General features: G+C 58.1%; 12 protein-coding genes. 2 read left to right on the top strand and 10 right to left on the bottom strand.

Annotation, left to right across the window (positions count from 1 at the left end; translation table 11 throughout):
• Positions 1-8 precede the first annotated feature (8 nt).
• The 4 genes from ACOZK9_RS07600 to ACOZK9_RS07585 all read right to left on the bottom strand — a co-directional run bounded on the left by ACOZK9_RS07600 (position 9) and on the right by ACOZK9_RS07585 (position 3,016).
• On the bottom strand, positions 9-317 hold the full coding sequence (locus tag ACOZK9_RS07600) for a hypothetical protein (protein ID WP_421555570.1): 309 nt from the start codon (positions 315-317) through the stop codon (positions 9-11).
• A 3-nt stretch (positions 318-320) separates the two neighbouring features.
• Positions 321-1,667, bottom strand: a complete 1,347-nt coding sequence (locus tag ACOZK9_RS07595; protein ID WP_421555569.1) for an integrating conjugative element protein — start codon at positions 1,665-1,667, stop codon at positions 321-323.
• Positions 1,668-1,699: 32 nt separating this feature from the next.
• The gene (locus ACOZK9_RS07590) at positions 1,700-2,656 is read right to left on the bottom strand and encodes a TIGR03756 family integrating conjugative element protein (protein WP_421555568.1); all 957 of its coding nucleotides are present in this window, start codon (positions 2,654-2,656) and stop codon (positions 1,700-1,702) included.
• A 105-nt stretch (positions 2,657-2,761) separates the two neighbouring features.
• A complete protein-coding gene (locus tag ACOZK9_RS07585) occupies positions 2,762-3,016 on the bottom strand; it encodes a helix-turn-helix domain-containing protein (RefSeq protein ID WP_421555567.1) in 255 nt (84 codons plus the stop codon).
• A gap of 169 nt (positions 3,017-3,185) precedes the next feature.
• Between ACOZK9_RS07585 and ACOZK9_RS07580 the strand changes: the two genes are divergently transcribed.
• Positions 3,186-3,458 carry a LasR-specific antiactivator QslA gene (locus ACOZK9_RS07580; RefSeq protein WP_421555566.1) on the top strand — a complete coding sequence of 91 codons (273 nt, stop codon included), beginning with the start codon at positions 3,186-3,188 and terminating at the stop codon, positions 3,456-3,458.
• A 249-nt stretch (positions 3,459-3,707) separates the two neighbouring features.
• A complete protein-coding gene (locus ACOZK9_RS07575; protein WP_421555565.1) occupies positions 3,708-4,991 on the top strand; it encodes a hypothetical protein in 1,284 nt (427 codons plus the stop codon).
• Between the two features lie 157 nt (positions 4,992-5,148).
• Here ACOZK9_RS07575 and ACOZK9_RS07570 read toward each other — a convergent pair whose 3' ends face one another.
• The 6 genes from ACOZK9_RS07570 to ACOZK9_RS07545 are packed head-to-tail and all read right to left on the bottom strand — an operon-like array spanning position 5,149 to position 11,690.
• On the bottom strand, positions 5,149-7,944 hold the full coding sequence (locus ACOZK9_RS07570) for a conjugative transfer ATPase (RefSeq protein ID WP_421555564.1): 2,796 nt from the start codon (positions 7,942-7,944) through the stop codon (positions 5,149-5,151).
• Positions 7,944-8,360, bottom strand: a complete 417-nt coding sequence (locus ACOZK9_RS07565; protein WP_421555563.1) for a TIGR03751 family conjugal transfer lipoprotein — start codon at positions 8,358-8,360, stop codon at positions 7,944-7,946. The genes ACOZK9_RS07570 and ACOZK9_RS07565 overlap by 1 nt, the downstream gene beginning before the upstream one ends.
• Complete coding sequence (locus ACOZK9_RS07560) at positions 8,323-9,840, bottom strand: TIGR03752 family integrating conjugative element protein (RefSeq protein WP_421555562.1); 1,518 nt, start codon at positions 9,838-9,840, stop codon at positions 8,323-8,325. The genes ACOZK9_RS07565 and ACOZK9_RS07560 overlap by 38 nt, the downstream gene beginning before the upstream one ends.
• A complete protein-coding gene (locus tag ACOZK9_RS07555) occupies positions 9,830-10,642 on the bottom strand; it encodes a TIGR03749 family integrating conjugative element protein (RefSeq protein ID WP_421555561.1) in 813 nt (270 codons plus the stop codon). The genes ACOZK9_RS07560 and ACOZK9_RS07555 overlap by 11 nt, the downstream gene beginning before the upstream one ends.
• Positions 10,639-11,280, bottom strand: coding sequence for a PFL_4703 family integrating conjugative element protein (locus ACOZK9_RS07550; RefSeq protein WP_126589263.1), 642 nt, complete (start codon positions 11,278-11,280; stop codon positions 10,639-10,641). The genes ACOZK9_RS07555 and ACOZK9_RS07550 overlap by 4 nt, the downstream gene beginning before the upstream one ends.
• Entirely contained in the window at positions 11,277-11,690 is a 414-nt protein-coding gene (locus ACOZK9_RS07545; protein WP_421555560.1) for a TIGR03750 family conjugal transfer protein, read from the bottom strand. Before ACOZK9_RS07545 ends, ACOZK9_RS07550 begins: the two co-directional genes overlap by 4 nt.
• Positions 11,691-11,693 lie beyond the last annotated feature (3 nt).

The following is an 11,693-nucleotide window of genomic DNA, read 5'->3' as shown; positions in this document are numbered from 1 at the left end:
TGCTGACCTCACAGTCGGGTGAGTTCGACGCAGGTAAAGAGCACGAGCCCTATTGTCCCGATGCGTTTCACGCGCAATAGATCCAGTGGTCGATGTCGGTAGCGTCGAAGCAGGTCCCACCAGAGCGCAAAGAGGGCGGCGTAGAGCAGGGCGCGCCACCACCGCAGATAAGGTCGTGCGGATTCGAATGCCTGCTGCCAGACCTCGAAACTACCCAGCGCAGTGCGGCCAATCCAGGCGACCAGTGCGGCGGTCAGGATCATCGCCGCGGCAATCCCCAGACTCGAAAGCAAAGTGAATAGCGGTGAGCGTTTCATGGCTCACTTGCGCCTGGCGTCGGCGTCATTGAGTCGGCTGGGCTCGGGATCACCTTGTTCGACGGTGCGTGATGCGTCGGCACCCCCGGCATGCCGATCGAGCACCAGGCTGGCGGTATTGGTCGTCAGCATCTGCCTGACCTGCAACTCGGTCTGCAGCAGGCGAATTTCGCGCTCCAGGGTGTCGATATTTTTCGTCAAGGCGGTTTGGGCTGGCTCGGCGGAGGCGATGTTCGGTTCGTGACTGCCTGCCAGCAGCGTGCGCAGTAGCAGCAGTGCTTTGTCGAGTACACTGGACAAGGCCGTCTCGCTGGCCAAGCGCCGTGTCAACAGATCCTGGTCGGGATCGTCGCGCATGGCTTCAATCACGCCACGGGTCACCGGCAGCATTGGGCTGGAAGCTTTAGTCAGATTGTCAGAAGTAGGCGGCAGCGAGCCAGACAACAGCCCTTGCAGGGCCTTGAGGCGCTCGTTATAGGCCTCCTGGATCAGCGGCGTCAGTCCGCTGCCAGCGGTCGCACGCAGAGTTTCGCAGCTGTCGCAGGTCGCGACTTCGTTCTCGCCCAACACCCGAACGGCCCAGTCGGACTCCTCCTGGGGCGAAGCCCATGTCTGACAAATAGCCCCTCCCAGGCAATCACTGCTACTGATCGAGGCACTGTCATCTACCGTACGGTTATGCAGCAGGTTATAGCCTGCGCGGACCACGTCGGCGGTCACCCGAATGGGTGTCTGTCCGTTACCTCCGGCTTTCGAACCGCCGACCCAGGACACCCCATTGTTGCCGTTATGGGCCTCGGTGTTTTTCACCGCTGCCACCGCATCACCGCCGGTTTGCTCCAGATTGCCCTGCATCTCCTGGTTTTTGGCCAGCGCACCCCAACCGGCTTGACCGACCTTATCCGCCATCTTTTCGGCCATGGCCTGGCAGGTTAGCTTGGAGCGGTCGAAGTCGATCCGACCTTGCATCACCCCGTTACTGAGTAACTCATAGAGACCGGGGTTGGCGCGCTGGATGATCAACGCCGGCAGTGACATCACCGCTTGGGTCGCGTTCTGCACGATGCTGCCCATGATCTGCTGGAAACCTTCGGTGACGCCGTTCAGTTGGTTTTGCAGGGTGTTGGTGAGGCTCATGTTTCCGCACATCATGTTCGCTCGCCATGACCCGCCGACACCGAGACCACTGGGTCGGTAGAGCGAACTCGGAGAGCCGACTGCCGAGCCGCCACCAATGGTGTACATCACTCGGTCGTCGAGTACTTCGCCTTGAGTGCCCAGGCGGTAATCGCCCTCGGCGGCGTGGGCATGAGTGGCCATGGCGAGCAGTCCACAGAGCAACAGACTCATCACACACAACCATGGTCGCGTGAAAAACCGACTCACGACGCGCCTCCTTCGAAGTCGATGCTGAACAGAAAGGTCTGCCCCTCACGCTTGCAGCAGCTATAGGGACGCCACAACGACCAGGCGTAGCCGCCATCCGCGCTCTGGACTGGATTGCTGGGGAAGATGGCGCACGTTGGCTGAATTTGGGGGGAGAGCAATTGCCATTTGTGGGTCGAAGCGTCGTTTTCGACGATCGGGCCAGGCGGCCAGTAGCCGTCGCGTTTGGCGGGCGTGAGGGGTAAGTACACATGCGGCTGCCAGTTGCGGGTAATCACATCGCCCGCCCGTTGCGCCATGACTGCGGCCGCCTTGAAATCGTCGGGCTGTACTAGAAAGCCCTGCCGGGGATAAACGTTGCCCCACATGTTTCCCGAGGCCTGACTACCGATTTCACGGATCCCCGGCATGAGCGACTCCGGGTAGAAACTTTCCGGGATGCCATGGCGCCAGGCCAGTGAGTCCAAGGTACTCAGGTAGTAAGGCATGAATGCAGTTGCACCGCTGGCGCAGGCATAGCCGGATTGCGAAGCCAGTTGCGTTGCGACCCAGCCACCGGGGTGGCCGATGCCATCGACGTTCTTGAAGCGGAGCAAGTTGTCGCGGTGGGTGTTCGGGGTGATCAGGTTGCCGCCACCTTCCGCACCGCTGATGGGAGAGGAAAGGGTGGCCATCTTGGTCCAGGGGTTATTGCCGGTGGTGGCGTAGCTCGAGACCACCAGCTCAGGAATGGAATGACGAACCTTGGTTGAGGTTTTGACTGTGCAGCCGAAGGGCGTGCAGAGGAGCCAGAAACAAATGCCGACGACCCTGTATTCGAGACAGTTTGGCGAAAGCACGGAGGACGTGATACTGCCGATGTCCAGCGCCACGCTTGGGCCGCACGCCAGCAGGACGCTCAGTGCCAAAGGCCGTAGCTTTGTGGGCGGGATTGACGAGCAGGCAATAGGCATGATCCAGGCTCTCGGTGTATGGCCTGGGCAGGTTCGGTTAGGGACTGAAGACTGTCAGTGGAAATTATGAAGGCGGATCTATCGGGTTTGTGAGACGTGAGACTATTATTTGACGTGAAGGGAGCTGCGCAGGATATCGTGTTCCACAAGTAACTGATCTGCGGTAATTTCGAAAATATTGGCGAGCTTGCACAGGACCAACAGCGACGGATTGCCTGTGCATCGTTCGATTTGACTGACGTAGGTGCGATCCACCTCGGCCATGAGCGCCAGCTGCTCTTGGGTAAGGTTTTTAACGCGTCGCATCAAGCGGATGTTTTCCGACAGCTGCAGACGAAGTTGTTCGTAGTCTTGAGTCATGCGCGCAAATTGCGCCTTGAGGGACTCTCAATCCACGGGATATAGTCTACATTGGCGTTGATCTAGGCCATTTGATGCTCATACCTGCTATCGAGCGTTCATTTGGTTTCGTTAAGCTTTTCGAAGCTGGGCCCAGCGTCTAACAATAAATCAGAAATCTAGGGTGTGTATGGACGAAAACTACATTTCAATTCCAGCGGCGGATGGTTGCCCAAGTCTTCTGACACCCTGGGGCAACGAATTTGCTCCGATGATAGAACGTGGTGTGCGGTGCGCTCAGGCTTGGCTTGATGCGCCCGACGAGATTCCCCTGTGGTGGGAGCTGGCGCAAACACGCAAGACCTTTCCTGCCGGTGACTGCCAAGACGCGTTTGAGGCCGGATTTTTGTTGAGGATTCAGCAGCGGCTTCAGCGCGGTACACGGATACCTGTATCGACTTGACCACTCGTTTGTATTTAGCCTGGCCTATCGCATTGGCACAGTCCAGCAGGTTGCGGTCCTAAATCACTTTTGGTTTTTAGGTGCGGCGTTTTTGTCCCGATGTTTGCTCTGCGACTCACGCTGCCCTCGACGAAAGCGAGCGGGCGTCAGGTTGCGCAAGGAGTCCAGATATGTGGCAGCAACCCACCGATCTCTCTCATTTTCTGCGTCGGTAACAGCACCAGCATATCTTCAAGAGGACACATCACTATGGCAAACAAACTCGATCTGCATCACGAAATGAAAAAGATGCTACGCGTAAAGACTGCCATTCTACGTCGCTCACCAGGTGATTCCCTCGCAGACATCGTCGCTTCTGATCGTGAAGCGTTCTCGGGCATTCGTGTGTTGTTTGCGAGCGATGAGGGAGGGGTTCCACTGCAAGCTTTGGGCCGGTCAGATAATCCAAATGTGCCCGTGGTTCCTCTATTTGCTGGAAAGGGCCTTTTTGCGTTTTCCGATGCAATCGAGAGGCAGATGAGGAGCGGTAGTGCGCCTTTGGAGTTTCCCTTTTTCTCACTACTCGATACAAACTTTCTTACTGAGTTACCTGGGTTTTTTCGTCATGAAAATTCGAGTCACCGCGAAAAGGTGCGGGCGACCTTGCAGTTCATTGAAGATCAAGGCGGACGTGGTTTTGATTGGATGTTTGCGGCACTGGAAAACCTACGTGAGGTTGTAAAACCTAATAACCCTTGGCCGTACCAGAAAGTTGCGGCGGCAAAGATGTTTGATGCCATGATGCATATCCCCGAAGTTAGGGGAAGGGTGCTGAACGGGCATGCCGAACAGATTCAGGACTACATACCGGCAGCTGAGGAAATGTGGGATGCATTCTTGACCAATCGGGAGGTATGGGCCTGTATCCAGCGGCGAGATATGATGCACTCGATAATTTTACGCGCGATGCTAGAGTGCTGGAGTGGCCAAAGCGTAGATGATGGTATTCGCTGCTTGGTGGATTTTTGTCTTGATAATTTTGACGTCATACCCCTAAAGGAACTTTACTTCGGATGGAAGGCCCTGAGCGGATTCGCTGATAAGCAGAATAGAATGCCTATCTTTGACGAGCCAGCATTGCGGAACCCGAACGGGGATTCGAATAATAGGATTTCCGCGCTTGCGTGGGACCTTTATATGTTTCGACATTGCGAAACGCTTATGACAGAAAAGAAGGGTAATCAATTCATGATTCCTGTTGTAACTACGCTTGATGATGGTTTGTTAAAAGCCATTAAGAGCTGTCCTCTGAGGGCACTTTTGATTCATGATGAGGCTCGAAAAGTAGAAGCTATATTTGACGATGAGATGGAATTTTCCACTTGTCTAGATCGCGCGCTTTTGGATAAAACAAAAGCGCGAATAAATGACCCAGCACGTATGGCCAGACCGAAGCGTATTTCGAAGCATGATTTGAGTTATCTGATAAACAGCTTGGAATCAGAAGTGAAGAAGGCTGCTAAAGCAAGGTCACAACCAGGGTCGCATCATTAATAATAGAAAGTGGTGTTGCATTTGGCGGATATAAAAAATATTTGAAGTGGCCCCGCGCGGGCGATGCCCAGCAACAGACCGCCCGGCTAAGTGTGGAATACGAATGCAATCAACTGTTCAGTTGCCGTGCAAACGTCTGGTCAGTTGCGATGCAATTTCAGAGTTCACGCTCTGGAAGAGCAATGCCTGAATAGCTATTCCTATGTTGATCTATTCCTCGCGCTCTATCGATCCGTTCAGCTACCCGGTAAGCCGCTTCCAGCTCTGAACAGCCGTTCTCTTGCATCAGTGTCCAACGCTCGGCCTTTTCCTCGGGCTCCGTCATGGCCAGGGCGAGATAGAGGCTGGGTGGCACGGCCCGAAACAGCGTTTCGAGCTTCTTCGATAGCACGACCCCTTCGGTGTATTTACCTGGTTCCTTGCTGGCGGAGAGCAACAGGGCTTTCTGTGCCGGCGTGAGCTTCTTGAAGCGAGCGATTTCTTCGATTTCCGCCGGCGGCATGTTCAAGCAAATCCACCATTCGATCATGTTGAGCATGGTCTGCGCAGCAGTGGGAAAGTCGGCAAGGTTTTGTGTCGCCAGCCAGAACCAGGCGCCGAGCTTGCGCCACATCTTCGTCCCCTTGACCACGAAGGGCGCCAGCAGCGGGTTTTTGGTGATGATATGACCTTCGTCGGTAACCATGATGATCGGCCTCCCCAGGTACTGGTCGCGTTCGGCGAGGTTGTTCACGGTGTTCATCAGGCTGATATAGCTGATGGACATCTGTGCCTCGTAGCCTTCGCGAGCGTAAGTGCCCAGATCGACAATGGTTACATCGCTCTCGGGCCAAGGCGTGCCCTCGCGATCGAATAGTTCACCCTCGAAACCTTGGCAAAACAGGTCGATGGATTCGCCCATTTCCTGGGCGCGCTCGCGGCGTTTTTCCGGCAAGTGCAGATCGGCGGCGACGCGCAGCAACGCGTCGCGCACGTCGCGGGTCAGTACCTGGCGACTCCCCGCGACACACGTCTGCGCCGCATTGAGAACGCACTCGCGGATCAAGCTGCGATCGGCTCGACTCAGGCGCGCCTCTTCCTTGGCCTCGCCGCCGGTGATCATCAGTCGGGCAGTGATTTCCAGCTCACCGAGTACATCGCGCTGGTCCTCGTGACTGGCTACCGCCTCATCGTCCCACTCATCGATCGACAGACTCGCCACTTGATCCGGTTGCTCGACCAGGCGCCAGGCATCGGCGAAGGGCGCGAGACTGACCGAGGCGCCAGGTTTCAATGGGACCTTGTTGACCGAAAGGCCCTGTGTCGCGAAGTAGTCGCCCTGCAAGCCGAATGAGTTACCGGCCTCGACGATAAACAGGCGAGGGCGGTACACCGCCATGACCTGCATCAGTAGGGTGACCAGGGTGGCCGACTTACCGGCGCCGGTGGGGCCGAACAACAGCAGATGGCCGTTCATGGCCCGGTCTAGACGTGACAACGGATCAAAACTCAACGGCGAGCCACCACGATTGAACAGGGTGATGCCCGGGTGGCCGGTGCCGGTACTGCGGCCCCACACCGGAACCAGATTCGCCAGGTGCTGGGCAAACATCAGGCGGGTGTACCAGTTTCGCGTGTCGCGGGCCGGGTTGTAAGCCATCGGCAACCAACGCAGGTAGCTGTTGCAGGCGGCGACCTCATCGCCTTCACGTACCGGTTGCAGCCCCGCGCCCAACAGCGCGTTAGCCAGGCTGACCGAGCGTTGGTGCAGTTGCTGTTCATCGTGACCGCGCACGTAAAACGCCAGGGTGCCCCGATACAGCTTGTGCTGGCGGCCGATGATCGCGCGAGCCTCTTCGACATCCTGACGGGTCTGGGTCGAGGCCAGATTTTCACCGATGGCTTTGCGCGCCAGGCGGTTCAACTGATCCTCGAGTACATCCTGTGGTTTGACCACTAAAGTCAGACTCATTACCGTACCTTCGGGTAACTGGTCGAACAGGGCATTCACCGCGTCGCCTTTGCGGGTTTCGCCAGTGAGTTGACCAATCAAGGGCGCTCGGCGCAGCTTGTCCACCACCATCACCCGGTGTGGCTGATCGTCGAAAAACCAGAGTCCGTGTTGTACATCCGAGAGCGGCTCATTGAAAAATAGCCGCTCGGCGAAGTCATGGTCGAAGGGCAGTTCCAGCGACTCACCGTCGCCCGAGTCCGGATAGGCCACGCGGCGGTAGAAATCCTCGGGCGCCTCATCGGTGAGCGTGGGTGCCGGATTGAACCAGGGCAGTAACCAGGCATACAGACCTCGGCCATCGACTCGCGTCGATTGCACCCCGCACGTCTGCAACGAAGACACGATCCGTTCGCAAGCCTGTTGCAGGGATTGCATCGGGGTGAGTCCCGTCTCCTCAGCATCAGACTCAAGCCAGCGATAGACGACCAAGCGTACTCGTCGGTTATTGCCACGCCAAGGCAGGCGTGTCACCACTTTATCCTCAAACAAACCATCGGGCTTGGCGATGGCCTTCAGATGATGGCGGCTGAGCTCCAAATAGGCTTCGGTGAAGACCGTGCCTCGTGCTCTATCTTGGATATAGTCGGTGAACCGGGTCAGGTAGGGGGTGAAGTCGTTGTCGTCCTTGCAGAAAAACTGCGCCACCCAAGGCGCTTGATCCAGCTCGTCAAAGCTATCCTGCAGGGCATCCTCAAGGGCATCGCGGGCCGCCATCAACCAATCGGGTTCGCGCCCTTCAGTGCCGATGGGCAGCAACTCGAATACCGCACCCACCGAGCGATTGTCATCGAGCAGAAAACACTGCTCGGTGTCGAGGTACTCGACCCACGGCAGGTGATCGGTGAAGCTAGGGTTATGCGTATAGAGTGCGGCATCATCGGCCAACGTGGCGCGTGGGCGTAATGGGTTGCGCAAAGCTTTCCACGCAGGAATACGGTTCCCCGAATCGCCGGTACGCACTACAAGTCTTCCTGACGTTCACCCGGCAATGCGTACTGCACCCGTTGGTAAAACGGAAAGACGGTCGAGTAGCCCGGGACCGGTGCCTGCTCGGTGCCACTTAAATGCGGATACACGTACAGCACCAGATCGGGATTGGGCAGGCGAGGGAACAGGTTGCGGATCTCGTTTTCCGCGGTGCGAGTGTAGGGTTCCTGGAAAGAAGCGGAAAAATCTGCCGGGGCCAGCGGACGACGTAACTGCTGCCGAGCATCCAGCAGTTGCTGTTGAGTGCCTTGCGAACCGGCACCGTTCCAGATGTCCAGCATGGTGTGCTCGCCATGGGGCAAAAGCGTGTCCTTGTCGGTGGAACACCCCGTCAGGACCCAGCAGAACACGCTAATCCAGGTCAGGCAGAGAAGCATGGTTTTTTTCATGGCGAACGCTCCGGCCCTTGGGCTCGTAGTCGATGGTGATCTCATGGTCGAGGTGCAGTGCGATCTGTGCTGCCGGTGGCACGTACACGGCAGCAAAGGCTTCGCCGTACAGTTTGTTGACCCACTCGCGGATGTCGCTGACCCCACCACTGAGAATTGAATTCAGTGCGCTATTGCCACTGCTGCTGGTGACACCGAAGGCACTGCCGCCCGAACTGATCACGCTGCTGTTGTTTTGCTCCTTCCCGAGCAAGGCAGCGACACCGGCGCCGGCCGCAGTGATCAGGCTCTGGCTACCGAGGTACTGCTGGGCGTTCGAGCGGCGCTCGCCGGCGATGCAAGGAATGCCATACGGATCGGACAGGTAACCGAGTCCACCGCGGATCTTGTCGGTGTTTGAGCTCTGGGTGGTGGAGGCATTGCGGCTGGCTACCACCTTCGGCTGAGGCACCGTGCGGATGGTGCCATCGGTAAACACAAAGGTGATTGACTCGACCTGTCCGCGTACGCAAGACAGGGTCCAGTCACCGGAGGCTGTGCCGCTCATCACGGCCCCCGCGACATCCGGCAGGTCGATGCCATTGGCGGTCAGGTTCTCCGGACCGACCAGCACCTTGAAGGGATAGGGATCATTCACTGTGCCGTCCACCGGGACTCGGCCGATCAGCGCGGTCATGGCGACCGAGCCCATCAATGTCGCGTTTTCGGGAATGGTGTAGATCGGTTTTGCTCCGTCGGTACGATCAACGGATCTCGTCAGCTCCCGCTCACCCTTGGTGACTGCACGCAGCTGTTTCTGGCTGCGATCAATCGCGTTATCGTTCAAGCCTTCCAGGGAGTTGAAAGCGGTAGGCAGACTCAGTGCGGAGGAGGTCGTGGTCTTGCCTCGGGCGTCGGCGGTCGGAGCATCCGAGGGTTCAATCCACTGCAGCGCATCATTGGCAGAATGCTGCTCGTTGAACTGAGCCCCATCGCCCGGCTCAAGCCCCAATCCGATCGGCATATCCTTGCCTTTGCCGGTCAGCCCAGACAACTGTTCCTGCAATTGCGTCAGCAGACCGCGAGCCTGACGACTGTCTTGTTCCGCTTTGAGTCGGGCCTCGTTGGCTTGGCGGCGGCCTTCGTCGACCTGCTGGGTCACGCTGCCTAGTGCCGTCTGGATACGCGAATCGACACTGTTTTCCCGCTCGCGCAGGCGGTTGTTCTCCGTCTGCAGTGAATCATTGTGTTTCTTCAGACCGAGCATGTCGCTGCGCATGGCCTTCACTTGGCCGACCAGGGTGGCAACCGTGTCGCGGGGGGTATCACCTGCGATGCCGAGCGACTTGGCTTGCTCGGCGGATAATTGAATATTGCCCTGATCAACTGGGTTTTCTGGAGCGCGAGTGCTGCCACCCGCGACCCAGGTTTTCAGGATGATCAACACTACGGCCAGCAGCGCAGCCGGTACCAGCCATTTGAGCAAGACGTTAGCTTTCATCGTCAGCACCTCGCGCAACGGGCGGGAGCAGCACGGCTTGCTTGAGGCCTGCGCCGCGGGTGACAAGATAGGCAATCGTCGTGTCTTCAGCATCGCCGACAGGTCCGAGGAAGGCGTGCTGGAAGGTGGCGGCAAACAGCTTGGCCTGAAGCCGACGCGGATCGAGTTGTACCGTTTCTGAACCACGATTGCGCAACTTCACCGCCGTCACCCAGTAATCACCGAGTCGCCAGGCGGCGATGGGGGTGCTGGACACGTTTTCCGTCGGCAGTAGGGTCGGGAGTTCAGTGCGCAACTCAAGCGGTGCGCGGCGTATGCCGGGCAGGGACTCCACCGTGCGCAGCGGCGCGTACAGGCTCTGCGCGGCGTAGCGCGTCAACGCGACCGGGATCGGTGTACGTTCTGGAACAGGGACGGTGCTGGATTCAGCCTCGGTAGCTTGCACCTGAGCATTCTTGAGAATACGCACAGGCTCCAGCGGTTGATCGCCAGGCGTGGCCGCGATATCCAGAAGGATGATCTCGCCCGTCGTGACCGATTGCAGTTGCAGTCGGGTCGGTGCAATGGCTTCCGACGCGCGCAGGTACAGCGTGCCGCCGGTTGATTGCACGCGCAGCTTGCCGGACAGGGTTGAGGGCACACCGACTCGAACAGCCTCATCGACAAAGACCACCCGTTCCTGGTTAATCACCAGTGGCACCGCGAGGGGGAGGCGTTCCCAGTGCATCAGTTCGACGGCCTGCGCTGCAGCTCCCCATAGGATCAGTACGGCGGTTAGTCCCAGGGTAGACATCCGCTTCATGGTTCACCTCCAGGCAGGGAGATTTTTTGCGGAGTGCCCTGATAACAATCCAGTGCCAGCCCCCACTTATTGCGTTCGGGGTCCAGGTCAAAACGCACCACGCGTAATGGATAACGCACCACCACCCGTTTCACGGGTTCGGCGGCGTAATACTCATCGGCGTTGAGGTCGAGCTTGACCAGCCAGCTGTCACGGTCGAGTTGCTTGACCCTGAGTTCCGGATCTTCGCTGTAGCCTCGGCCGAGAATTTCGTAGACGCCACGCACCCGCTGGCGCAGTTCGCCGGCAGCCTTGCGGTACTCGTAGTCACCATCGAGGAAGGCCTTGCAGGCGGGTGTTAGATAGGACTGCAAGCCATAGATGGCGCGGCGATAGTCCTGCTCGCCATCCGAGGGCCAGCGGTTGAGTTGGCCAAAGATGTATAGGGCAAAGGCATAGACATTCTCTGAGGGGATATCCCACCACTTGCGCGTGCTGCCCGAGCGCAGATCTGGCGGTACATGCACGGTCAGATCGGTCGGTGCCGAGCGCCAGCCGTACCAGAGCCCGGCACAGACCAGGGCAAGGATCATTACCGCCAGACGCAGGCTCAAGATATGCGCCTGTTGGGCATCGACCTTGTTTCGAAATCGGCTCATGGCTGCCACCGAGATAGGGCAGGGCACAGTCGACGTGAACGGCGAACCGTCCAGGCGCCGGAGTGGAGGATCAAATTTCCGCGGCCCAGGCGCCAACGGCTGGCGAGTATCCATTCGAGCTTGCGGTACAACCAGGTCTCGGGGCGAGCCCGTTTGGCCCGACGCAGTAGTGTGCCACCGGCAAATAACATCACCGCCATGCTTGCGATCATGCTGGTCGGCGCCACGGCAATGGAGGCGGTAGCAATCGCCAGAGGAACGCCCAGCACCAGGCCGGCGAGTGCGCCGGAACCTAAAGCAATCCACATTTCATCATTGGTTAAACCGCGCAATACGGCGGGATCACGATTGAGTCGCTCCGGCAGAAAGACCAAGGTGCCGTCGGTAAGGCGTTCGATGGTGTCGTTCATGCC

The sequence above is a fragment of the Pseudomonas kitaguniensis genome (genome assembly GCF_049199985.1).
GTDB classification, from domain to species: domain Bacteria; phylum Pseudomonadota; class Gammaproteobacteria; order Pseudomonadales; family Pseudomonadaceae; genus Aquipseudomonas; species Aquipseudomonas kitaguniensis.
The sequence above is the reverse complement of the archived record's forward strand: the minus strand, read 5'-3'. Positions and strand labels throughout refer to the sequence as shown.